Origin of the sequence: Micromonospora sp. NBC_00362, from assembly GCF_026342155.1 — a bacterium.
Lineage (GTDB): Bacteria > Actinomycetota > Actinomycetes > Mycobacteriales > Micromonosporaceae > Micromonospora > Micromonospora hortensis.
The window spans coordinates 1,683,023-1,705,729 of record NZ_JAPENH010000001.1; the positions used below are offsets into that span (position 1 = coordinate 1,683,023).

At 69.7% G+C, this 22,707-nt stretch carries 17 protein-coding genes, 1 pseudogene and 1 riboswitch; of the genes and pseudogenes, 9 read left to right on the top strand and 9 right to left on the bottom strand.

Annotation, left to right across the window (positions count from 1 at the left end; genetic code table 11):
- Position 1 precedes the first annotated feature (1 nt).
- From OG992_RS07795 to OG992_RS07815, 5 genes are all read right to left on the bottom strand, one after another.
- A complete protein-coding gene (locus OG992_RS07795) occupies positions 2–1,021 on the bottom strand; it encodes an aldo/keto reductase (protein WP_238684937.1) in 1,020 nt (339 codons plus the stop codon).
- Positions 1,018–1,836 carry an ATP-binding cassette domain-containing protein gene (locus OG992_RS07800; RefSeq protein WP_238684938.1) on the bottom strand — a complete coding sequence of 273 codons (819 nt, stop codon included), beginning with the start codon at positions 1,834–1,836 and terminating at the stop codon, positions 1,018–1,020. The genes OG992_RS07795 and OG992_RS07800 overlap by 4 nt, the downstream gene beginning before the upstream one ends.
- Positions 1,836–2,888, bottom strand: a complete 1,053-nt coding sequence (locus OG992_RS07805; RefSeq protein WP_091406812.1) for an ABC transporter substrate-binding protein — start codon at positions 2,886–2,888, stop codon at positions 1,836–1,838. The genes OG992_RS07800 and OG992_RS07805 overlap by 1 nt, the downstream gene beginning before the upstream one ends.
- A gap of 40 nt (positions 2,889–2,928) precedes the next feature.
- Entirely contained in the window at positions 2,929–3,936 is a 1,008-nt protein-coding gene (locus OG992_RS07810; RefSeq protein ID WP_238684939.1) for an ABC transporter permease, read from the bottom strand.
- Between the two features lie 323 nt (positions 3,937–4,259).
- Positions 4,260–5,138, bottom strand: coding sequence for an amidohydrolase (locus OG992_RS07815; protein WP_266302826.1), 879 nt, complete (start codon positions 5,136–5,138; stop codon positions 4,260–4,262).
- 265 nt (positions 5,139–5,403) lie between these two features.
- Positions 5,404–5,559, top strand: a riboswitch (cobalamin riboswitch).
- Between the two features lie 34 nt (positions 5,560–5,593).
- Here OG992_RS07815 and OG992_RS07820 point away from each other — a divergent pair.
- The 4 genes and pseudogenes from OG992_RS07820 to OG992_RS07835 all read left to right on the top strand — a co-directional run.
- On the top strand, positions 5,594–5,797 hold the full coding sequence (locus OG992_RS07820; protein ID WP_238677442.1) for a CbtB domain-containing protein: 204 nt from the start codon (positions 5,594–5,596) through the stop codon (positions 5,795–5,797).
- Positions 5,788–6,558: a CbtA family protein gene (locus OG992_RS07825; protein WP_266302827.1), complete on the top strand. Its 771-nt coding sequence runs from the start codon at positions 5,788–5,790 to the stop codon at positions 6,556–6,558. Before OG992_RS07820 ends, OG992_RS07825 begins: the two co-directional genes overlap by 10 nt.
- The gene (locus OG992_RS07830; protein ID WP_266302828.1) at positions 6,555–7,151 is read left to right on the top strand and encodes a histidine phosphatase family protein; all 597 of its coding nucleotides are present in this window, start codon (positions 6,555–6,557) and stop codon (positions 7,149–7,151) included. Before OG992_RS07825 ends, OG992_RS07830 begins: the two co-directional genes overlap by 4 nt.
- A gap of 47 nt (positions 7,152–7,198) precedes the next feature.
- A pseudogene (locus OG992_RS07835) lies at positions 7,199–7,375 on the top strand (TetR family transcriptional regulator); the annotation flags it as partial.
- Between the two features lie 41 nt (positions 7,376–7,416).
- Here OG992_RS07835 and OG992_RS07840 read toward each other — a convergent pair.
- From OG992_RS07840 to OG992_RS07850, 3 genes are all read right to left on the bottom strand, one after another.
- A complete protein-coding gene (locus tag OG992_RS07840) occupies positions 7,417–8,076 on the bottom strand; it encodes a phosphotransferase (protein WP_266302829.1) in 660 nt (219 codons plus the stop codon).
- Positions 8,077–8,172: 96 nt separating this feature from the next.
- Positions 8,173–13,788: a GH92 family glycosyl hydrolase gene (locus OG992_RS07845; RefSeq protein ID WP_266302830.1), complete on the bottom strand. Its 5,616-nt coding sequence runs from the start codon at positions 13,786–13,788 to the stop codon at positions 8,173–8,175.
- Positions 13,789–14,054: 266 nt separating this feature from the next.
- Positions 14,055–15,134 carry a glycoside hydrolase family 19 protein gene (locus OG992_RS07850; RefSeq protein WP_266302831.1) on the bottom strand — a complete coding sequence of 360 codons (1,080 nt, stop codon included), beginning with the start codon at positions 15,132–15,134 and terminating at the stop codon, positions 14,055–14,057.
- Positions 15,135–15,575: 441 nt separating this feature from the next.
- On the opposite strand from OG992_RS07850, the gene OG992_RS07855 reads away from it, so the two are divergent.
- The 3 genes from OG992_RS07855 to OG992_RS07865 all read left to right on the top strand — a co-directional run bounded on the left by OG992_RS07855 (position 15,576) and on the right by OG992_RS07865 (position 18,104).
- Positions 15,576–16,598: a polysaccharide deacetylase family protein gene (locus OG992_RS07855; RefSeq protein WP_238684947.1), complete on the top strand. Its 1,023-nt coding sequence runs from the start codon at positions 15,576–15,578 to the stop codon at positions 16,596–16,598.
- Between the two features lie 90 nt (positions 16,599–16,688).
- Positions 16,689–17,627, top strand: a complete 939-nt coding sequence (locus tag OG992_RS07860) for an acetamidase/formamidase family protein (protein ID WP_266302832.1) — start codon at positions 16,689–16,691, stop codon at positions 17,625–17,627.
- A gap of 141 nt (positions 17,628–17,768) precedes the next feature.
- Positions 17,769–18,104: a hypothetical protein gene (locus OG992_RS07865; protein WP_266302833.1), complete on the top strand. Its 336-nt coding sequence runs from the start codon at positions 17,769–17,771 to the stop codon at positions 18,102–18,104.
- A 15-nt stretch (positions 18,105–18,119) separates the two neighbouring features.
- Here the strand turns inward: OG992_RS07865 and OG992_RS07870 are convergent, their stop codons facing one another.
- Entirely contained in the window at positions 18,120–19,253 is a 1,134-nt protein-coding gene (locus tag OG992_RS07870; protein ID WP_266302834.1) for a tyrosine/phenylalanine carboxypeptidase domain-containing protein, read from the bottom strand.
- 209 nt (positions 19,254–19,462) lie between these two features.
- Between OG992_RS07870 and OG992_RS07875 the strand changes: the two genes are divergently transcribed.
- On the top strand, positions 19,463–21,082 hold the full coding sequence (locus OG992_RS07875) for a hypothetical protein (RefSeq protein ID WP_266302835.1): 1,620 nt from the start codon (positions 19,463–19,465) through the stop codon (positions 21,080–21,082).
- Positions 21,083–21,260: 178 nt separating this feature from the next.
- Positions 21,261–22,679, top strand: coding sequence for a PQQ-binding-like beta-propeller repeat protein (locus OG992_RS07880; RefSeq protein ID WP_266302836.1), 1,419 nt, complete (start codon positions 21,261–21,263; stop codon positions 22,677–22,679).
- Positions 22,680–22,707 lie beyond the last annotated feature (28 nt).

The window sequence follows — 22,707 nt, forward strand, 5'->3', positions numbered from 1 at the left end:
CTCACGGCTGCACGTCGAGCAGCCCTTCGTCGTACAACGCCGTCCAGAGCTGATCTGGGACGTCGACACCGGCTCGACGCAGGGTCTCGGTCACCTGGGCCTCGTCCCGCATGCCGACCACTGTCGAGACGACGGCCGGGTGACGACGGACGAACGCCAACGCCGCCTGGGGCAGCGTGACGCCGTACATCTGACAGACCCGCGCTATCCGGCGGGCCTGGTCGATCACCTCTGCCGGCGCCTGCTGGTAGTCGTAGACGGCGTCGGGCGGCGGCATGTCCCGGGCCAGCAGCCCGGAGTTGTAGACCCCGGCGACCACCACACCGACGTCGTGGGTCTGCGCGACGGGCAGCAGGTCGGTCAACGCGCCCTGCTCCAACAGGGTGTACCGGCCGGCGCACATCACCACGTCCACGTCGGTCTCCGCCACGAAACGGGCCAGCATCGCGGACTGGTTCATCCCCGCCCCGACGGCCCCGATGACGCCCTGCTCCCGCAGCTCCACCAACGCCGGGATCGCCTCGCGGGCGGCCTGCTCCCAATGCTCGTCCGGGTCGTGCAGGTACACCACGTCGATCCGGTCCAGGCCGGTGCGCCGAAGGCTCGCCTCCAGGGAACGGCGTACGCCGTCGCGGCTGAAGTCCCAGACCCGGCGATGGTCGGCGGGGACGTCGAACCCCTCCGGATCCCGCCGGTGTGCCGTCTCCGGGGACGGCACGAGCAGCCGGCCGACCTTCGTCGACACCACGTACTCGCCGCGCGGGCGTAAGCGCAGGGCCGCGCCCAGGCGTCGTTCGGACAGGCCCAGCCCGTAGTGCGGCGCCGTGTCGAAGTATCGGATGCCGCCCGCCCACGCGGTGTCCACGGCGGCGGCGAACTGCTCGTCCGACGTCGCCCGGTAGAGATTGCCGCCCTGCGAGGCGCCGAAGCCCAGTGGGCTCAGCCGCAACGGCGACCCGACGGCGTTCGAGGTCGCCCGACGGCCGGGATCCTGCGCGCCCCGCTGGACGGCAGCCGTCACCGCTCGTCCCGATCCACGCTGGTGCTGCCGGTCATCGCCGCGACCAGGTCGTCGGTGGTGACCTCGTCGGCGCGGAGTTGGGCAGCGCGTCGACCGAGGCGCAGGACCTCGACCCGGTCGGCGATCTCGAGCACCTGAGGCATGTTGTGGCTCACCAGCACCACCGACATGCCGGCGTCGCGGGCACGCCGGACGACGTCGAGCACCCGCCCGGTCTGGACCACACCCAGGGCCGCTGTGGGCTCGTCGAGGATGACCACGTTTGTCGCCCAGATGATGGCGCGGGCCACCGCCACGCACTGCCGCTGCCCACCGGAGAGCATCGCGATCGGGGTGGTGACCCGGGGGATCCGTACGCCGAGTTCGTCGAGGGCGGCGGCAGCGCCGTGGCGCATGGCGCGTTTGTCCAACAGTCCGAGCCGGCCGAGTGGTCCGGAGCGGAGGATCTCCCGGCCGAGATACAGGTTGGCGGCCACGCTGAGGTCGTCGGCGACGGCGAGGTCCTGGTAGACCGTTTCCACCCCGGCCCGTCGGGCATCGACCGGAGTGGAGAACTGGACCGGACGGCCGCCGACCCGGATCTCGCCCTCGTCCGGCGGATGCACACCGGACAGGGTCTTGATCAGGGTGCTCTTGCCGGCGCCGTTGTCGCCGATCAACGCGACGACCTCACCGCGGCGGACCGTGAAGTCGGCGCCCCGCAACGCCTCGACGTGCCCGAACCGCTTGACGATGCCGCGTGCCTCAAGGACCGGCGGTTCCGTCTCGGTGGGTTGCTGGTCGCTGTCGGCGGTGGCCGTTGGAGTGCCGCCCATCACTGCACCGGCGGGTTGGCGCAGCTGGGCTCGAGCACCGCCTTGATCTCCGCCGAGTCGATGTTCTCCTTGGTGACGAACGTGACGCCGGTGTCGGCCGATGCCAGCGGCGCCTTGTCACGGAGGTGCTTGACCATCTTGTCGACGCCGAAGTAGCCCATCTTGAACGGGTTCTGCACGACCAGCGCCGAGATCTGGCCGTTGCGCACTCCGGCGATCTCGTCCGGGGCGGCGTCCCAGCCGATGATGACCACCTTGCCGGACTTGCCGGCGGCCTGGATGGCCTGCGCGGCACCGAGCACGCTCGGCTCGTTGGCGGCGAAGACGCCGGCGAGCTTGGGGTTGGCGGTGAGGATGTTCTCGGTGACCCGTCGGGCTTCGTTGACGTCACTGCGGCTCGGCTGCTGGCCGACCAGCTTCAGGTTGGGGTACTGGGCGAGACCGGCCTTGAAGCCGTCGACCCGCTCGGTGTTGGTCTGGGATCCGGGCTGGAACTCGACGAGCGCCACCTCGTGGTTGCCGGGGCCGAGTTCGGTGGCGAGCAGCTTCGCCGCCTCGGTCGCCGATGCGCGGTTGTCGGTGGCGAAGAGGGGCACGTTCGACGGCTGCGGGCTGGTGCCGGAGTCGATCATGGCGACCGGGATGTTGGCGCTGAGCGCCTTGTCGGTCGCCGGTGCCAGCGCGCTGGAGTCGGTCGCCGCGTAGACGATGCCGTCGACCTTCTTGGTGACGAAGTTCTGGATCAGGTTGACCTGGCCCTCGACGTCGGTCTCGGTGGTCACCCCGTCCCACTGGACGGTGACGTCCCCGGCGCGCTGCGCGGCGCACTCGGCGCCGGCCTTGACAGTGTTCCAGTAGTCGGCTCCGACCGCCTTGGGTACGACGGCGAGCTTCAACGGGCCGCTCGCGTCCTTGGTCGCGCCGTCGCCGCCGTCCCGGACCTCGACCCCGCCGCAGGCGCTGAGCAGGGCGGTCGCCGCGGCCGCGGCCAGGATCGCCTGCGCGCGCAGGAGTCGTCCTCGCGTCCGCCGGCTGGTGGTGGTGTGTGCCATGGTGTGTGTCCTTCCTCGTTCGGACTCTCGGAATGGCATGTCAACCCCGTGATTCCAGCCGCCGGCGGCGGTACTGGTCGAAGTAGACGGCGGCCCAGATGATCACGCCGACGATCACCTGCTGGTAGTGGATGCTGATGTCGAGCAGGACGGCGCCGTTGCGGACCAGGGCGATGAGGAACGCGCCGATGATGGTTCCGACGATCCGGCCCTGCCCACCGAACAGGCTGGCTCCGCCGATGACGGCGGCGGCGATGACGTCGAGTTCCAGCGAGATCCCGTAGTTGGGCTGGCCGGAGTTGACCCGGGACGCGGCGATCATGCCGCCCAGCCCGACCAGCACGCCGGCCAGCACGTACACCCCGGTGAGGTGCCGCCCGACCCGGATGCCGGAGCGGCGGGCTGCCTCCAGATTGGAGCCCATCGCGTAGGTGTACTGACCGAAGCGGGTCTGGGAGAGCAGAAAGGCGACCCCGACGGCAACCAGGACGGTGATCACCACGGCGAACGGGATGCCGAGGATCTGCCCGTTGCCGAGCAGTTGGAAGGATCGGGGCAGGCCGTAGACGCCGACGGCTCCGGTGATGATGAAGACGAGGCCGCGGCCCACGGACATCGTCCCCAACGTCGCGATGAACGGCGGAATCCGGGCCACCGTGACGAGCAGCCCGTTCAACAGCCCGGCCAACGCGCCGACGCCGATGGCGACAGCCGTGGCCGCCCAGAGCGAGAAGCCGAGGTCGCGCACGACCATCGCGCCCAACACGCCGGCGAGCGCGGCGACCGATCCCACCGACAGGTCGATGCCCTTCGTGATGATGACCATCGTCTGGGCCGTGGCGATGATGGCGATCACCGCCGTCTGGGCCCCGATGTTGAAGAGGTTGTCGGCTGTCAGGAAGTAGGGACTCGCGAAGGACAGGGCGATGAACAGGACGACCAGCGCGGTCGCGGCGGTGAACTCGGAGACGGCGTGGGAGATCCGTTCCCGGAACCAGTCGCTGAGTTCGCCGCGCTGCGTGCCGGCGGTTGCCTCGGCGCTACTCATCGTCGGACCTGACCTCCCCAAGCGTGGCGCCGGCGTCCGACGGGGACCCGCCGACGAGCCGAACGCCTGTGAGCGACCGACCCCGCTCGGACGGCGGTGCGGCTAGGCGCCCGCACACCCCTCGGAGATAGGTCGGATGTTTCCCACGATCAGGCGTTACCTTGCCACGCATTCACGTATGTTGCCAAGGTCTTGCGAGCATGTTTTGCCATCGTTACCTGCGCCATCGAAGCCATACGTCAGACCAAATCGACATCGACTGCCGCCGCTAGCATGTTATCGATAACATGCTATGTCCCCAGGTCGAAAAGGGCGCTGCCGTCTCAGGACGGGGCCAGCCGGTAGACCCGGCCGGCGGTCTGACGCCAGATCGCGGCCCGCTCGTCGTCGGACAGCGGGTCCAGCAGGTCACCCAGAACGGTGACCCAGCGGGTGTACGAGGTGGCGAGCAGGCACACCGGCCAGTCCGAGCCGAACATCAGCCGATCCGGCCCGAACACGTCGAGGGCGTACTCGACCGCGGGCCGCAGGTCGGACGCCGTCCAGGACCCGCCGTCCACCTCGGTCACCAGGCCGGAGAGCTTCGCCGTGGTGTTGGCCTCGGCCGCGAGCGCCCGTAGGTCGCGCTGCCAGTCACCGAGATCGGCACGCCCGAGCGGGGGCTTGCCGAGGTGGTCCAGGACGAACCGCACCTGGGGCATGTCGCGGACGAGCCGGACGGCCGCCGGCAGCTGGCTGTGGCGCACCAGGAGGTCGAAGGCGAGGCCGGCGGCACCGACCGCGGCGATGCCGTGCCGCACGTCGGGACGGTCGAGATAGGTCGGGTCGGGTTCGGACTGGACCAGGTGCCGGATCCCGACCAGTCGTTCGCCGCCGCGCGCCCTGCGGAGTCGGGCAAGGCGGCGGTCGACATCGGCGGCGCTCAGGTCGACCCAGCCGACGACCCCGGCGATGAGCGGGTCGTCGGCCGCGATGCCGAGCAACTCCGGCGTCTCCGACCGAACGGCGACGGACTGAACGACAACGGTCTGGGTGACCCCTGCGGCCCGGGTCGCCGGGGCGAGCTCGAGCGGCGTGAAGTCGTCGTCGATCGCGGCCATGGTGTGCGGATCGATCCAGGGCTGTGGGTGCCGCGCCCGGACCCAGAGGTGATGATGCGCGTCGACGATGCCCGGTCGTCGCGCGACGTCGCCGGTCGTCACGGGACCCGCCCTGGCGCGTTCTCGTCCACCTCACACCCCGCCCAGCCGCTGATCGAGCCCTCCGGGTCAACCCGGAGCCACAGAGTCGATCTGGCAGGTTGACCATGTTAGCGGTAACAGACTGTTGTTGAGTCCCGGAACGCGCGTCACGACCAGCTTCCGGCAGTGTCGCCTTTTGGTCTGACGAATCCACTGGCACCTGCGGCCGATCCGCCTCGTCGGCGTACCGGTATGTGGACGCGTTCGGGGCGCGGGGCCCGGGTTGACCGCCTGAGGCGGCACCGATACCGTCGACCCACTATCTGCGGCGACGCGAGGGAAGCCGGTGTGAATCCGGCGCGGTCGCGCCACTGTGAGCGGTTTCCCAACCACACCTGGGGGCCGCGAGCCAGGACGCTCGGTCGTCCGCAGCCTTGCGATGGGGACGCGTCATCCCTGGGGAGGTTCGTGTATTCATGTCTAGCTCCGCTTCCAGCCAGCCGGTGGTGCACCCCGCTGGCAGTGCCCGTCTGCTGTGGACAGCTCTGGCGACCGTTGCCGCACTCACCCTGCTGGCGTATCTCGTCGCCTTCGACCAGGGCGCGGTGTCGCGCAGCGGGATGTACCTGCACGAGTTGATGCACGACGGCCGGCACCTGCTGGGCGTCCCGTGCCACTGAACACCACCGCCGCTCCCCCGTTCCTCGCCGTCCTCGTCCGCGGGCTGCTGGCTGGCCTGATCGCCGGCCTGCTGGCCGGTGCGTTCGCGTACGTCGCCGGCGAACCGCACGTCGAGGCGGCCATCGCCATCGAGGAGGCGGCGGCGCACGCCGAGCCCGCCGCTGGTGCCCACGATCACGAGGACGCCCTGGTCGGCCGGACGGGTCAGCGCGGCGGGCTGTTCCTGGCCACCGGCCTGTTCGGGGCCGCGATGGGTGGCCTGCTGGCCACGGCGTACGTCCTGCTGTCCCGTCGGCGGCGCGGCGACGACGACGGACGGTCGGGTTTGCTGCTGGCCGGCGCGGCGCTGCTCGGCGCGGTGATCGTGCCGTTCCTCAAGTACCCGGCGAACCCACCGGCGGTCGGCGACCCGGCCACCATCAACCAACGGACCGTCACCTATCTGTTGATGGTGGTGCTCGGGCTGGTGGCCGTGTGGGCCGGGTCGCTGGGCTACCGGTCGGTCGGCGCCCAGGCGCCGACGTGGTTGCGCGCGGCTGCGGCCGTGGGCGGGTTCCTCCTGGTCACGGCAGTGTCGTACGTGGTGATGCCGTCCTTCCAGGAGGTTCCGGCGGACTTCCCGGCGACCCTGCTGTGGAGTTTCCGACTGGCCTCGCTCGGCACCCAGGTCGTGCTCTGGACCGGCATCGGCCTGCTGTTCGCGGCCCTGATGCACCACGAGCGGCGTCGCCGGACCGGCATCGCATTGCCGAGCACGTGACCGGCACCAGCCTCCGGCTGGTCGCCCACGGTCACACCGCCGCGCTGCGCCGCGCCCGCTTCGGCGGCGTCGACGACGGCCTGGACGAGGGTGGCCTTCGTGCCGCCCTCGCCCAGGCCCAGGCGGGCGCTGACCGGCGTGGGCTCCTCGGCGTGAACGCCACCTGCCTGTCCAGTCCCGCGGTGGCCGCTCGACAGACCGCCGACGCCTTCGGCCTGCTGCCGACGATCGAGACGGCGTTGGCCGACTGTGACTACGGGATCTGGTCCGGACGGACGCTTGAGGAGATCGCTGAATCGCAGCCACAGGCGCTGCACGGCTGGCTGTCCGCTCCGGACTCCGCGCCGCACGGCGGTGAGTCCGTCACGGCCGTGCGGGATCGGGTCGGAAGCTGGTTGGACGAGCAGCACCGAGCCGGCGGACGCGTCATCGCGGTCACCCACCCACTGGTGATCCGGGTCGCTGTGGTGCACGCCCTCGGTCTTCCGGTGGCAACGTACCGGCAGGTGGACGTGGAGCCCCTGGCCGTCGTCCGGCTCACCAGTCAGGGCACGCGCTGGCAGCTCCGACTGGGCGCGCCGCGAGCAGGTTGAGGTCGAACCGAACGCCGCGTCGGTGGGCAGCCCTTGCAGAACGCGTCGTGACAGCAGCAGAACCGCCTGTCCCCGCGACCAGCCACACCGCCGGCGAACCGGCCCAGCGTCGCCGTCGGGACGCGGCCGAGACCCGGCAGTTGCTGCTCGACGCCGCTCGCCAGCGCTTCGCCCGGGACGGCTACGCGGCCACCACCGTCCGGGACATCGCCGACGGCGCGGGCGTCAACGTGGCGCTGAGCCCGGCCGGGGGCTCGGCTCTGCCTCAGCCGACGCGGGTGTGGACCAGGGCGGCGGCGCGACCCAGGGCGGCCTTCTCGTCGGCGGACAGCGCGGGGTCGACCCGACGCAGACCCACGGCGTGCCGTAGTTGGCCGGCCCGGGGCGGCTCGGCGCGTCGCTGAAAGGCATCGAGGCCGTCCCGAGCTGGATCGGCGAGCTGCGGGTCCGTGCTGATCGCCACCTCGGCGAGGATGAGAGCGGTCATGGCCACGTCCAGGTCGGCCGGCCCTTCGGTCGCGTTGCGCCAATCGATGACCACCGGCCCGCGTGAGGTCACCATGATGTTCTGTGGATGCAGGTCGAGGTGCAGGACGCGGTCCGCCGGGTCGGCGCTGAACCGGACCGGCATGCTGTGAAGGCGGTCGTGCAGGCCCACGAGCAGGTCGGCGGCCGCGCCGATGCCGGTGCGCCCGGCGAGCGTCGACGCCAGGAGAGTTTCGCCGTCGAGGCGTTCGAGCACCAGGTCGGGTCCCTGGGCGTCGTACACCATGGGCACCGGGTAGCCGGCGGCCGCGACGTACGCCATCAACGCCGCCTCGGGCGCACTGTCCCCGCCCTGGCGGTAGCGGCGCAGCACCCGAGACGCGTCGAGCGCGTAGACGTCGGCGTCGCGCCCCGAGGCGAGCAGCGCGTGATCGGCCATGGCAGACGACGCTAACAGTGGATTGCACGACGAGCGCGTGGGGCGGGGCCGTGATCACGGCCCGCCCCACGCGGCTGTACTGTCCCCGGCTCGGTGCTAGCCGGTGACGGTGAACGGTCGGGACACCTTCGTCGCCGACGTGGCGCCGTTCAGCGTGACGCTGGTCGCGCCCGCCTTCGCCGCACCCGGAACGCTGACCGTCGCGCCGGAGATGACGCCGTCACCGTTCGCGCGCACGGTGCTGACCGCCAGTCCGGTCCCGAAGGCGATCGTGACCACCTCGTTCGGCGCGAACCCGGAACCGTCGACCATGATCGACGTGCCGCGCGGGCCCGAGGTGGTCAACAGCGCCACCCGCGGCTGGTAGGTTCGCGCCTCCGGCTCCCCGGTCACCTGGACGGTGGCCGTGGCCGGCGTACGCGAGGACGTGCCCGTCGCGGTGACGGCGTACCGGCCGGGTTGCGCGTCACCGGAGGTCGGCACCGAGGCGCGGACCGTTCCCGTCGCGGAGGCCGCGACCTTCATGATCCGACCCGGGTCGGTGCCGACGCTGACGGTCACCTGCTCGCCGGCGGAGAAGCCGCTGCCGGTGACGGTGATCGCGCCACCGGTGGCGACGGTGCCGGACGCGGACAGGGCGATCGCCGGCTGCGATCCGCCCCGAGCCACTGTCACGGTGAAGGACTGGGTGCTGCTCGACAGCGCGTCCCACGCGGTGACGCGCACCGTGTAGGTGCCCTCCCGTGCGTAGGTGTGCTGGCCGCTCATCGCGCCGGACGCGCCGATCGTCACGTCGTCCGGAACCGTGCCGTCACCCCACTGGACGCGGGCGCGGTAGCCCGTCGTACCGGGAACGCCGCCGGTCACCGCACCGAGGTTCGCCGCGAGGGCCTGCCCGGCGGTGGCCGTCTGGTTCTTCGGGGCGGCGGTCGTCAGCGCCGGGGCGGGCGTGCCGTCGTTGGCCACGGCGAACACGTGGATCCGACCCGCCGAGCGAGGGTCACCGGTCTGCGTCGGCAGGGTCACCGACACCAGCGTCTTGCCTGCCGGGATCTGGTAGGGCGCGGTGGCGAAGAGGAACGGCTGGGCGCCGTCGCGGCTCGTGCCCTGCAACCGGTACGCCGTCCGGGCCACGACGATGTTGCCGTAGGACGGGGTGCCGTTGGCGTTGCCGCCCAGCGTCCAGTCGCTCAACTGGATCGGAATGCTGGCCGTGCTGCCGTCACTGAACGTCGCCGTGCCGGTGGTGTTCTGGTTGCCCTGCGTTCCGGCGCCGATGAACGAGATGCTCTTCGCGTCCTGCGGAAGGTCGAGGACGACTGTCGCCCCGTTGCCGGTGGCGTTGTCCGGCTGCCCGGCCGGAATCACCGGCAGGGTGAACCGCAGCGCCGTTCCGGGGACCTGCTGTGCCTGGCCCTGGGTGGCACCACCGGCCGCCAGGGCGGCCCGCGAGTACGCCCACGACTTGGCGTCACAGTCCGCCGCCAGGACCCCTTCGTCACCGACGCAGACGTTGTCGAACGCGGCGGTGAGACCGGAGGCCGGGGCGTAGGCCACCTCGACGCCGACAGTCACGGAACTCTGGCTCTCGCCGTCGGTCACCGTGACGTTCGCCTGGTGGTAGCCGGGCGTGGCGTAGGTGTGCGACCCGGCGATGCGGTAGACGGCCCGCGAGCTCAACGTCACGGTGCCCGCGGTGACCGGCGTGCCGTCACCCCAGTCGACGGTGGCCTGGTAGCCGCTGGCGTCGCCGCCGGTGACGGTGCCCAGCGGCACCGAGACGGGTACGCCGGTGGTGGCGTGCACGCCGTCCGCGGCGGTGACGGTGATGTCGCCGCCACCGAGGTCGAGGTCACCTCCGGCGAGCAGCTCGACCTCGGCGAGGTTGGTCTGCGCGGCGCCGACGGTCTTCGTGACGGCGAGGCGGAACTGGGCGAACCGTCCGGACCTGTCGATCGAGTACGGGCGGGTCTGGTTGCGCCAGGGGAACACCTGGCCGGTGCGGGAGTCCACAGTGGTCCAGGTGAGGCCGTCGTTGGAGCCCTGCAGGCGCCAGTCCGCCGGATCGCCGGCAGCGGCCCCGGACGTGACCGTGTAGTACTTCGGCTTCTGCTTGCCACCACGGAAGGCCCAGGTGATCTGCGGGGTCGCCGAGGTGAAGGTCAGCTGCGTGGTCGACGAGTCGTCGAACAGCTTCGACGCGTCCTGAGCGCCGGTCGCGGTCGCGGTGCCGAGACCGGGGCCGGTGACGTCCTGCAACGGCTTCGGCGCCTCGTCACCCTTTGTCAGCGACGGCGGCGCGTCGTTCTTGCCGGTGCCCCACGACGACGGCTTGGGGCCCATCTGGAAGTCGATGGTGCCGCCCTTGGCGAGCGTCGCGACATCCAGGGAAAGGCCGCGCTGCTTCTTGCCGTTGACCTTCACGTCCTGCACGTAGACGTTCGCCGTGCTGTTGTTCGGCGCGTTGACGACGATGTCGCCGCTGCTGCGACGCACTGTCATCCGGGTGAACTGCGGCGAGCCGATCGCCCACTCGGACGACCCGGCCTGCAACGGGTAGATGCCCAGCGAGCTGAGGATGTACCAGGACGACATCTCGCCGTTGTCCTCGTCGCCCAGGTAGCCCTGGCCGATCTCACTGCCGACGTAGAGACGCCGCAGGATCTCCCGCACGGTCTGCTGGGTCCTGGCGGGCGCGCCGGCCACGTTGTACATGTACGGGATGTGGTGCGACGGCTGGTTGCTCATGCCGAGTTGACCCATCCGCACCGCGCGCGCTTCGAGCATCTCGTGGATGACGCCGCCGTACCCACCGGGGCGGTCGGCGTTCTCCGGGATGGTGAAGAACGCGTCGAGCTTGTCCCGCAGCGCCTTCTGCCCGCCGTACAGGTTGATCAGACCCTGGCCGTCCTGCTGAGCGGTGAACGCGAAGTTCCACCCGTTGGTCTCGGTGTAGACGCCGCCCCAGTCCAGCGGGTCACCGGCGAGGAAGTTGCCGGCGGCGTCGCGACCCTGGAAGAGCTTCGTCTTCGGGTCGAAGAGGTGGACGTAGTTGCGGGCCCGCTCCAGGAAGTACCGGGACTCCTCCTTGAGCCGGGCGCGCTCCGACTTGGGCGTGGCCGGGTCCTTGGCGAGCGCCGCACCCATGTTGCCGATGCCGAAGTCGTTGATGTAGCCCTCCAGCGCCCAGGACACCGACTCCCCGGTGGACGTCGGCGTATAGCCGAGGAACAGGGAGCTCTCGATGCCCTTACGCCCGACCGCGCTGCGCCCGGACGCGACGGTCGCGTCCTTGACGGCCGCGTCGTACGCCGCGAGCGGGTCGGGCAGCTTGACCCCGGTGAGGTACGCCTGGGCCAGCGCCACGTTCGCGCTGGTGCCGGTCATCAGGTCGGCGTAGCCGGGGGACGACCAGCGGGCGATCCAGCCGCCGTCGCGGTAGTGCTGGACGAAGCCGTCGGAGATCTTCGCGGCGACGTCCGGGTACAGCAGCGCGTAGGCGGGCCACACGGTGCGGTAGGTGTCCCAGAAGCCGTTGTTGACGTAGATCTGCCCGTCGACGACCTTCGCGCCGGTCCGGGTGGGGGTCGACGCGCCGGTCGGCGCCGAGACCGGGCTCGCGTACTGCCAGCGCGGCGCGGCGGCGGTGCCGGTGTTCTCCGACTGTGAGTTCGGGTAGAGGTTCAGCCGGTACAGGTTCGAGAACATCGTGACCAACTGCGACTCGGTGGCGCCGCGCAGCTCGACCCGGCCGAGCCGGTCCTTCCACGCGGCCGTCGCCTCGGCGTGGATCTGGTCGAAGCTCTTGCCGGTGACCTCCAGATCGAGGTTGCGGCGCGCCTGGTCGACGGAGAGGAACGACGTGGCGAGACGCATCGTCACCTCCCGCGAGCCGGAGATGTCGAAGGTGGCAGAGGTCGCGGCGGACGCCGTCGGCGCCCGGTCGAAGGCGCCGGAGACGAACATCCGGCTACGACCGGCCGACAGGCCGCTTCCGTTGTCGACCCAACCGGTCAACGTGCCGTCCGTGCCGATGGTGAACGTGCCGTTGTGGAAGACGAGGCTTCCGGTCGCCTGCCCGGTGGGGAAGGTGAACCGCATGATCCCGGCGTGGTCGGTGGGCGACATTTCCGCGACCAGGCCGTTCTGGAGCGTGACGCGGTAGAGGTCCGGCTGCGCCGTCTCGTCGTCGTGACTGAAGGCGAGCGCACGACTGGCTGGCTGACCGGTGAGCGGACCGCCACCGACGACCGGCATGACGGACATCTGGTTGCGGTCACCCATCCAGGGGCTGGGCTCGTGGGAGATCGCGAGGCCCTGGAGCATGGGCAGGTTGGCCTCGTTGTTGATCCGGTGGTACTCGTACTCCCACGAGTCGGAGGTCGCGTCGGTCACCGGGGTGAAGAAGTTGAACCCGTTCGGCACTGCGGTGATCGGCAGGTTGTTCCCGCGCGAGAAGCCGCCCGTCGAGTTGGTGCCCCGTCGGGTGTCGACGTAGTTGGTCAGCTTCGAGCCGTCGATGGACGCCGGCGCGGCCGTCAGCTCGATGTCGTCGAGCCAACCCTGGAAGCGGGTAGCCCCGGTGGCCTGCGGATTGTCGTAGGCGAGCAGGATGCGGTCGATCGTCTTGCCGCGCGCGACGGCGCCCAGGTCGGCCTGCACCAGGTTCCACTGGTCGGCGAAGAGCACCTTCGAGGCGCCCTGACCGGCGCCCGTGAGCGGGTAGCCGTGCTGGTCGACGGGCGATCGACCACTGAGGTAACTGCCGTCGGTGAAGTGCAGGTCGACGGCGGCGTAGGTGGACGGGTACCGGCCGTCTCCACTGGTGAACTCGGGGAAGAGCTTGTACGACAGTCGGGTCTCCGGCCCGACCGGGATGGTGACGTCGAAGAGCTTGTTCGTCGCGTACGACCGGCCGTTGCCCTCGGCACCGCCGGAGTAGCGCAGCGCGGCCAGTCCGGTGAACCCGACGTCCGGCTTCGTGGTGTAGCCGCCGTTCGGGCCTGCGGTCGCCTCGCTGACCATGGGGGTGGCCGGCGGGCGGACGTCTGAGCCGTCGCTGATGTTCCAGTCGGCGAGCTGCACGAGCGAGTCACCGGAGTTGGCGGTGATGTTGAGCCGGTAGAAGCCGTAGGCGTTCGGGTTGGTGATGCTGTACGTCTTGGTGGCGAAGCGCCCGCCGAATTTTTCGCCGGCACGCTTGTCCAGGTCGGTCCAGGTGCTGCCGTCGTTCGACCCCTGGATGACGAAGTCCTTCGGGTCCCGGGTCGGTGCGTCGTCGGCCGCGGTCAGCGAGTAGCGCGCCACCGTCGCCGGCTTGGCGAGTTGGTAGGTCACCCAGCCGGTGGACGCGAACACGAGCCACTTGGTCGACGGATCGTCGTCAGTGAGGTTCGCGGCGATCTCTCGCGGCGGGTTCTCGTCGCTCGCGGTCACGGCGCTGACCTGGCCGAGCAGGCTGCCGGGCAGCGTGGCGACAGTGCCGCTCAGGTTGGCCTGGACCGGCTTTCCGTTCGGGCCGACCTCCGCGGTGCTGGTGGCGGGCTGCGGGTCGCCGGACTCGAACGAGGAGGTGAAGTTGCCCGGCTGTGCGGGATTGGGGGCGGCGTTCGCCAGGGGCGCGGCGACGAGCAGGCCCAGCGGTAGCAGGGCGGCTGTCGTCGCCGCGATCAGGCGGGGTGAGAGGGAGCGCGCAAGGGGGGTGTGCGACATGAGGGACGGAGCCTTTCGACTCGAACCGGGTCGAGTACGTCGAACGTCTGGGCAGTGTGGATCGGGTGGCGGGTCGGAGCCCTGACATCGTTGTCATGAGAGTTCGTGAGCAACGGGAGCCAGGACGGGTGGACTGCCGCTGATAGTTCCGGGCGCAGCACGGCCGTGTCAACGGGTTGATCGCGCCGATACGGCCGCCGCCCTCACCGGGCCTCGGCGGCCGAGATGCCGGGCCTCGACGCCGTCCGCCGAGGCCCGGCCACTGTTCAGCAGTAGAGGTTGGCTCCGGCGGACACCCCGAGGATGCCGACGAACTGCTGGTAACGGGTGACGCGACTCTGCACCTGGGCGGGGTTTCCGCCGTTGCACTCGATCGAGCCGTTGATGCTGCGGATCGTCTGGCCGAACCCGGCACCGTTGACCATCGCGTTGTGGGCGGTCATCGTGCCCGGCCCGTTCTGGGTCATCCAGTACCAGATACCGGTCTTCCAGGCCACCGCGGCGTCGGTCTGCACCAGCCACGGGTTGGTCAGCAGCGGCAGGTTGAGGGCGTTGCCCGCGGCGTTGTAGTTGAAGTTCCAACTGAGCTGGATCGGCCCCCGCCCGTAGTAGGCGGCCTGCCCGGCGGGGCAGCCGTACGGCTGGCCGTAGTCGCAGTAGTGCGGGTAGTTCGCGGTGTTCTGCTCGACCACGTGCACGAGCCCGCCGGTCTCGTGGTAGACGTTCGCCAGGAAGGCCGCGGCCTCCTGACGCTGGACCGTGGCACTGCCGGTGCGCGCGAACGCCGGGTAGGCGCTGAGCGCGGCGACGAGCCCGGAGTACGTGTAGAAGGAGTTGCGGCCTGGGAACATCTGGTTGAACTGGGCCTCGGTGACCACGAAGCCGCCCGGGTTGGTGGGCGGCGGGGTGGTCGGTGGCTGACCGCCACAGGTGTAGGGCTCCCAGTACCAGGTGCTCACGATGGGGTCGTACCCCGGGTTGTCGTGCTCGGCGATGTAGTAGGAACCGTTCGTGTACCGCACGATCGCCCCGGTGGCGTACCAGGTCCCGGCGGTCCAGTTCGGGTAGCTGCACGTCCCCCCGGTGGGCGGCGTGGTGCCCCCGCCGCACGCGCCGAGATCCTCCCAGACACCGGTCGTTCCCGGCGGCGCCTCGTTCTGGGTCCACCACTTCGCCCGGTAGTTGCGGCCGCCGTGGGAGACCTGGGCGTCTCCCCAGTAGACGGCCGAGGCCTGCCACGAAGCCGAGCAGGCCGCCGCCGAGGCGGCGGTGGCCGGGATGACAGCGACCAGCCCACCGGCGACGATCAGTGCCGCCAGCGCGACCAGCGCGCGCAGTCTCGCCATGTGATCACTCCTTTCTGGAACCTCATCGGCCGAAACCCGAGCGGATATCGACCGCGATGACTGTAACATCTTCTGTTCACAATCTTTACTATTAAGCGCGACGGTGCGACGGTGGACCCGGCGCTCGGCGATCGATAGTTCCGGCCACTTTCCGGATCACGTAACCGGCAGATCCGCCAAATGACGTGATCGAGAGGGCGTCGGAGCTCCAGCGACGACCGGGGCCTTCCTGCACCGACCGCCGCAGAGCCTCCTGAGTTGTTCCGAGGATGTTCCGGAACTTGTTGACGCGTTGGAATTCTCGCTGTAATACTCCGATCCACTGAGGTCAATGCGATCGGCTTCGTTGCGGTTTCCGCTCCACCTACCCACTTGTCCACACCTGTCCGGACCGTGCTGCCCGCCCCGGGGCGCGTCCGGGCCTGCGCGAAGGGGCACCAGATGAGCAGGCTCTTCCCCCGCACGGCCCTGTGGTCCAGGCGGTTGCGCGCGGCGCTCGCCGTCCTGGCCACCGCCGTCGCCATGTGCGGCGTCGTCATCGCGGCCACCTCCACCCCGTCGAGCGCCGCCGCCTGCAACGGCTACGTCGGCCTCACCTTCGACGACGGTCCGACCGGCAGCACCAGCTCCCTGCTGAACGTGCTGCGCGCCAACGGCGTACGAGCCACCATGTTCAACGTCGGGCAGAACGTCCAGAACAACCGGTCGGCCGCGCAGGCACAGGTGGCCGCCGGCATGTGGGTGGCCAACCACAGCTGGAACCACGCCCACATGACCTCGATGAGCCAGGCTCAGATGCAGTCGGACCTCTCCCAGACCAGCTCGGCGATCCAGTCGGCCACCGGCAGCCGACCGGTGCTGTTCCGGCCGCCGTACGGCGAGACCAACTCCACGTTGCAGTCCGTCGCGTCGTCACTGGGCATGCGCCAGGTGCTCTGGGACGTGGACTCCCAGGACTGGAACGGCGCCAGCGTCAGCCAGATCGTGGCCAACGCGAGCCGACTCCAAGCCGGTCAGGTCATCCTGATGCACGACGGGATCCAGAACACCCGCGACGCCATCCCCCAGATCATGGCGAACCTGACCAGCCGCAACCTGTGCCCCGGCATGATCTCGCCGTCCACCGGCCGCGCCGTCGCGCCGGACGGCACCACCCCGCCGCCCACCACCACTCCGCCGCCCGCCGGCGGCACCTGCACCGCGACCGCCACGACCCCCAACGTCTGGGGCGACCGGTACAACACGTCGGTGACGGTCAGCGGCGCCAGCACGTGGACGGTGGTCGTTGCCATCACCTCGCCGCAGCGGGTCACCACCATCTGGAACGGCACCGCCACCTGGGACAGCAGCGGGACAGTCATGACCATGCGGTCCAACGGCAGCGGCAACACCTTCGGCTTCACCACGATGACCAACGGCAACAGCAGCGCCCGCCCACAGATCCGCTCCTGCACCTCGGGCTGACATCGCCCAGGTTGAGACGTGCGCGGTGGGTGCGCCCGGCACCCACCGCGCACCTGCCTGCCCGCCGCACCTGGCCACTAGCCTGCACTGATGCGACACACCCTCACGCCCGGAAATGACAGCCTGCACGGCCACTTCTCCCCCGACTTCCCGCCGGTGCTGACCATCGACCCCGGCGACACCGTCACCTATCGCACCCTGGACTGCTGGTGGTCCGCCGGCCCGTACCCCGGCGGGCCGAACCGGGACCGACCCCGGGTCGCGCAGCACCGGCCCGACCACGGCCACGCGTTGATCGGTCCGGTCGCGGTCCGCGGTGCGCGCGCCGGCCAGACCCTCGCGGTACGCGTCGACGCGGTCGTCCCGGGCCGCTGGGGAACCACAGTGGCCGGCGGCTGGCCGAGTGCGTTCAACCAGCGCTACGGCGTGCAGGACCAACAGGTGGTGCACGCCTGGGCGCTGGACCCGGTGACGATGACCGGCCGCAACCAGCACGGCCACACGATCGCGCTGCGGCCCTTCATGGGAGTGCTCGGCATGCCACCCGCGGAGCCGGGGCTCCACTCGACGACTCCACCGCGCCCCTCGGGCGGCAATCTGGACTGTCGGGACCTCACCGCCGGCAGTACCCTCCTGCTGCCGATCCCGGTGGACGACGCGCTGTTCTCCGTCGGGGACGGGCACGCCGCCCAGGGTGACGGCGAGGTCGGCGGCACTGCGATCGAGTGTCCGATGGACGAGGTGACGTTGACCTTCGACGTACGCGACGACTTTCCGGTCACCGGCCCGGTGGCCCGTACCCCCGACGCATGGCTGACCCTGGGTGTCGGCGACTCCCTCGACGACGCCACGTTCACCGCCCTGAACTCGATGCTGACGCTGATGCAGCGACTGCACGGCCTCAGCCGCGCGGACGCGGCGGCGCTGGCCAGCATCGCTGTCGACGTGCGAGTGACGCAGATCGTCAACCAGATCGTCGGCGCGCACGCGGTGCTCCGCGACGACGCGCTGCGCTGGCCAGATCGGTGACCAAGAACGCTACGCCGAACCCCCCAGGGCGGGCGGTCCCCTCACCAGAGGCGAGCGTGTCGGCTAACGGTCAGTGCGGACCATTCTCACGTTATGGCATCTAATCTGGCTCCGGGTTTCCACAACCGACCAGGAGGCACAGTGCCGGTCACGATCGAGTCAAAGGATGACGCCGGTGCCGCGCTGGAGCGGGTGGGCTTCCTGCAGCAACAGGTGGACGCCGGGGAGATCGACCCTGCGGCGGCCGGGCCGGAAATCGTCGAGACCCTCAACGCCGTCGTCAGCTTCTTCGTCCTCATCGGAGCCACCGGGAATCTCTACACAGCGCTCGTCGAACCACTGATGCAGTGGAACATCTACTCTGTATCGCTGAAGTTCCTTCGGGGGCCGGAGAGTCCCGAGACGCGGAGCGCTCGGGAGCTTTTCGAGATGATTTCCGCCTTCTACCACAAGTGGGAGGTCCTCAAGACAGAGTAACGGCGGCCTCACACCTCAACCCTCGGCGACAACTGTCCGAGTCAGGTCGACCACCTTGTCGACCCGATGGTGCGGCGGGATCGACGACCGGTCGTCGAGAAGTGTCCGCAACATCGGCACCTCCGACAGTGGCCACTTGCAGGCCATCAACAGATCGTGATCACCTGGGTTGCGCTCCAGATGATTAGTGACCTCGATGAAGCCGCCAAGGTAGATGTGGTCCTTGATGTAACCGCCAGGCACGGACGTGTCGAGTAGCCCCCGCTTCACGCGGAGCGTGAGATCGAAGGCCTCGTCGGCAGTGGTATGCGGAAGAACAGCATCGAAAACGGTTCGAAAGCCGGCCCGCAGCGCCGTATCACAGGCAATTACCCGCAGCGCGTACCGCCGCATGACACCGGGATCTGTCATCCCCGCCTGCTGCTCGTGCCAGACCGCGAGGCCCTCCTCGGTCCCCAGGTAGCCGGGGATTCCGTGCGCCAGGAGATGCAGTGGCTGCCGCATGCCGTTGGCCGTGCGCAGCACGTGGGTACCGACCTCGTGCACGATCAGTCGCCGTACCGTCGTGGCGGTGAAAGTGACGCCACGCTTGACTCGCACCTGACGCCGCCGGCCGACCACACTCATCCGCGCTGCCATGCGGTCATTGTGATCAATGGTCCAATCGTCCAGGCCCAGCTCGGCCAGGACCCGGCCCATGACGGCTGCCACCCGATCGGAGCTCCACGTCGCTTCGGTGTCGACGGTCGGTGGCTGCTCTGCCAGGCGTCGGCGCGCGCCCGCCACCGCAGCGGCGGCAACGTCGCCGAACTGGCTCTGCGAGTAGCTCGTCATCGCCTCCGGGTCACGAGAACGCAGTGCCGCGAGACCTGCCCGCGCGTATGTCAACTCTCGGTCCAGGGTCTCTCGCCACGGCCCCGCCCCCGTCGACGCGGCCCGCGCCGCGTCGAGCGCGGCCGCGAGCTGGCCGGGTATCGGCGGGTATTCGAATAGTGGATCCACGGCACGGCCGGCGTTGTACGCGTCCAGAAACTCCGCGCGCACCTGTGCCAGGTTGGTGGGCGTGATGTAGTGGGCGTAGCGAACAGGGTGAACGGCGTCGAGCACCACCCGGGTGGCGTGGTTGACAGCATCCAGGTCGACGCCCATTGTCTGATCCCTTCGCGGCATGACGGCTGCATGAGATGCTCTCACAGAGTCGCGCCGGACGGACGTTCGGCGACAGCAACCGGACGATCAGCCACGGTTGAGGCATTGATGGGTCATTGCCGTCTCATGTCACCGTCACAAGAATGCTGGGAATGGATGTGCCCCAGCCACGTTCCACAAGTGACGGACCGGACGCCGACGTTTCTCCGATGGAGCGGCTGATACTGGCCGTCTGCACAAGCCGCACGCCCGCCGACGCAGGGTCGGTCGCCGATAAAACGGTCCGCGCGGATTTTCTGGAGCGGCTCGTCACCGGTCAGGTCAAGGAATTGGTGGGCGAGATCCGTACGATCCACCTCATCGGAGCGTCCATCGTCGGTGAACTGGTCCTGACCGGCCTCGACATCGGCTACCCGCTGACTTTCGACGGGTGCGAATTCGACCAGGCTCCCCGGCTCTGCGACGCCAACCTGCTGAGTCTGTCCCTCACCGACTCGACGATCCCCGGGCTCGACGCCACCGGATTGAGGGTCCGAGGCTCGGTCAGCATGGTTCGGGTCACCAGTACCGACACGATCGATCTGCGCTACGCCCAGATCGACGGCGTGCTGCACTTTCGGGAGTGCGATCTCCGTAGTTCCTCGCACGCGGTCCGCGCGAGCCAGATGGCCGTCGGAAGTAACGTGTCCTTCGCCAAGACCGCCGTCACCGGTCAGATTCGCATGATCGGCGCCCAGATCGGCGGAGCCGCCATCTTCCGCGGTGCGGAGCTGCGCAATCCGGGCAACGTGTGCCTGCAGGCCGAGCGTACGGAAATTGATGAGGGCCTCTGGTTCGACGCGGACGCCACACGACGAGCGGCCACCGTCGAGGGACGGATCATTCTCGACAACGCCAAGGTCGGTGGGTCCATCCTGTTGAGTGGCGTCGCACTGACCCACCCGCATCGGGGGTCGACGCGCAAGCGGCTGAAGGACCGCCCCACCAGCCTGCAGGCGTACGGGCTCAAGGTGACCAGGGACATCAGGTGTGACCAGGCGTTTCGGTCGGACGGGGCGATCGGTCTGTGTTACGCCAGCGTGGAGGGGGCGGTCTCGTTCGACACGGCGGCGTTCGCTCCCGGTGCGGCTGACTCAGCGGCGGACCCGAGCCTGGTCGACCTGTCCGGGACGTCTGCCGGAATGGTCGACCTCGACTTCGCACAACCCCCGGCGACGCTCGACATGACGAACGTGTCTGCCCGAGTGGTGACGGACAACCCGAGCACCTGGCCCGCAGCCATCGTGCTCGACGGGTTCGCGTACGACCGACTGAGCTCGCCCCAACCGGTCACCGTCCACGAGAGGATCAGGTGGCTCACCAGGGGCGACGCCACCTACCGCCCGCAGCCGTACGAACAACTGATCGCGGCGTACCGGCAAGCCGGACAGGAGCACGAGGCGCGTGTCGTCGGGTACCGGAAGCAACACGCCCGCGCGAAGGAGGTCAGAGGGATCTCAAGAATCTGGTCGGGGATCCTGTGGGCCACCGTGGGCTACGGCTATCGCACGTGGCTCGCGTCGATCTGGCTGATCGGGCTGACGGCTCTGGGGTGGTCCATCTTCACGCCGATCGGTGACAGCGCCATCGCCGCCGTGGAGAAGCCACCGCAGTTCCACTCACTCGTCTACTCGGTGGACCTCCTGATTCCGGTGGTGAGCCTCGGGCAGGACTCGACCTGGCGCTTCGACAGCGGCGCCCGATGGGTGGCCTGGGGCCTGATCCTGTCGGGATGGGTATTGACCACAGCCGTCGCGACAGCCATCGCGCGCGTCCTGCGCCAGGGCTGACCCGGGGTGGGCTGAGCCCGTCCTCGACGGGGCCCGGCAGGGGTCGCGGACCGGACCGACGCGCCGCTCGGGCCCAGCCGTCAGCGGCAGCCGATCCTGTCGGGGGGCACCGCTACCGTGTGGTCACTGTCGCCGCGCCGGCCGGATCGCGCCGCTCGCTGACCCTCGGAGGCCCCCCATGTCCCAGGAGACGACCTACCTCGAACTGTCCGAAGTGGACGGTGCGCACAAGTTCTACGAGGTCATCGTCGACAACACCACGCTGACGGTGCGCTACGGCCGGATCGGCGACCAGGGGCAGGTGAAGGCGAGTGCCTATCCGGACAACGCCCGGGCCCGGGCCGCCGCGGCGAAGAAGATCGGGGAGAAGGTCCGCAAGGGCTACGCCCCGGCGGTCCCCGGCGTCCGCCAGAAGCGCACCGTGTCGCGGCGGCAGATCGTGAGCACCCGCTCCACCGCCCACACCGCCCCGGTGCTCTGGCGCTACGACTCCGGCGCCCCCGCCTTCGGCATCTTCGTCGACGGGCAGCACTGCATGGTCGGCAACGAGCACGGTGTCATCACCACGCTCGACCACGACGCCCAGGTGCGCAGCCAGGTCCGCCTTCCCGACGGGGTGAAGTGCATCGTCGCCGACGACGCCTGGATCTACGCCGGCTGCGACGACGGCAACGTCTACGACCTGTCCGGCAAGGTGCCCCGCGTGGCGTACGCGATCGCCCCGGAGATCGACATCTACTGGCTGGACATCCACGACGGCGTCCTCGGCGTCTCCGACGCCGACGGCGGGATCACCGCCGTCGACCACGAGGACGAGTTCCTGTGGCGTCGGCCCGGGCGGGGGCGTTCGGCCTGGATGGTGCGGTGCGACGACGATGCCATCTATCACGGCCACTCGCAGGGCGTGACCGGCTACGAGTGGCGGACCGGCAGCGAGCTGTGGCACACCAATACCGGTTCGGTGCTCTTCGGCTGGCAGGAGCACGGCAGTGTGTTCGCCGGCACCAGCAGCCGCGAGGTGGTGCGGCTGTCCAAGTCGGGTCGCCACGAACGCACCTATCTGTGCGACGCCCCGGTCTTCTCCTGTGCCACCGCCGAGGGCGGCGAGTACGTCTTCGCCGGTGACAGCCAGTCCTCGATCTACTGCTTCGACGCGGCGGGCACCCGGCTGTGGAAGCTCGGCACGGGCTGCGGCTCGGCGTACTCCATGCAGTACCACGACGACCGGCTCTACGTCGTCACCACCGGCGGCCATCTGGCCTGCATCGACGCGAGCGAGCCGGCGATCCGCGCGGCGCAGGCCGGCAACGTGCCCCAGGTACGCGACGTCAAGGCCCCCCGCCAGGCGCCCCAGCCGGTGCAGCCGACGATCGTCGAGGTGACCAGCGACTCGGGCGCGGGCGTGGTCGTGCAGTGCCTGGACGATCGGGGGCGGCTGCGGGTTCAGGTGCTCTCCGACGGTTACCGGCGCGACTGGTCGGTGCAGTTCCCCAAGGGGATCCGCGAGCCGGGCGCCCGCTACCTGGTGACCGAGGTGCGCGAATCCAGCCGCGGCGGTTACTACCGCGCGTACGGCGACATCCGCCGGCTGCGCTGAGCGGCGGGCGCTCCGCCTCGCTACCCAG

What these genes read in the sequence shown, in the direction of transcription:
- OG992_RS07800 (WP_238684938.1), bottom strand. Translation starts at nt 1,836, where the DNA reads ATGGGCGGCACTCCAACGGCCACCGCCGACAGCGACCAGCAACCCACC.
- OG992_RS07805 (WP_091406812.1), bottom strand. Translation starts at nt 2,888, where the DNA reads ATGGCACACACCACCACCAGCCGGCGGACGCGAGGACGACTCCTGCGC.
- OG992_RS07810 (WP_238684939.1), bottom strand. Translation starts at nt 3,936, where the DNA reads ATGAGTAGCGCCGAGGCAACCGCCGGCACGCAGCGCGGCGAACTCAGC.
- OG992_RS07820 (WP_238677442.1), top strand. Translation starts at nt 5,594, where the DNA reads ATGTCTAGCTCCGCTTCCAGCCAGCCGGTGGTGCACCCCGCTGGCAGT.
- OG992_RS07840 (WP_266302829.1), bottom strand. Translation starts at nt 8,076, where the DNA reads ATGGCCGATCACGCGCTGCTCGCCTCGGGGCGCGACGCCGACGTCTAC.
- OG992_RS07845 (WP_266302830.1), bottom strand. Translation starts at nt 13,788, where the DNA reads ATGTCGCACACCCCCCTTGCGCGCTCCCTCTCACCCCGCCTGATCGCG.
- OG992_RS07850 (WP_266302831.1), bottom strand. Translation starts at nt 15,134, where the DNA reads ATGGCGAGACTGCGCGCGCTGGTCGCGCTGGCGGCACTGATCGTCGCC.
- OG992_RS07855 (WP_238684947.1), top strand. Translation starts at nt 15,576, where the DNA reads ATGAGCAGGCTCTTCCCCCGCACGGCCCTGTGGTCCAGGCGGTTGCGC.
- OG992_RS07860 (WP_266302832.1), top strand. Translation starts at nt 16,689, where the DNA reads ATGCGACACACCCTCACGCCCGGAAATGACAGCCTGCACGGCCACTTC.
- OG992_RS07870 (WP_266302834.1), bottom strand. Translation starts at nt 19,253, where the DNA reads ATGGGCGTCGACCTGGATGCTGTCAACCACGCCACCCGGGTGGTGCTC.
- OG992_RS07875 (WP_266302835.1), top strand. Translation starts at nt 19,463, where the DNA reads ATGGAGCGGCTGATACTGGCCGTCTGCACAAGCCGCACGCCCGCCGAC.
- OG992_RS07880 (WP_266302836.1), top strand. Translation starts at nt 21,261, where the DNA reads ATGTCCCAGGAGACGACCTACCTCGAACTGTCCGAAGTGGACGGTGCG.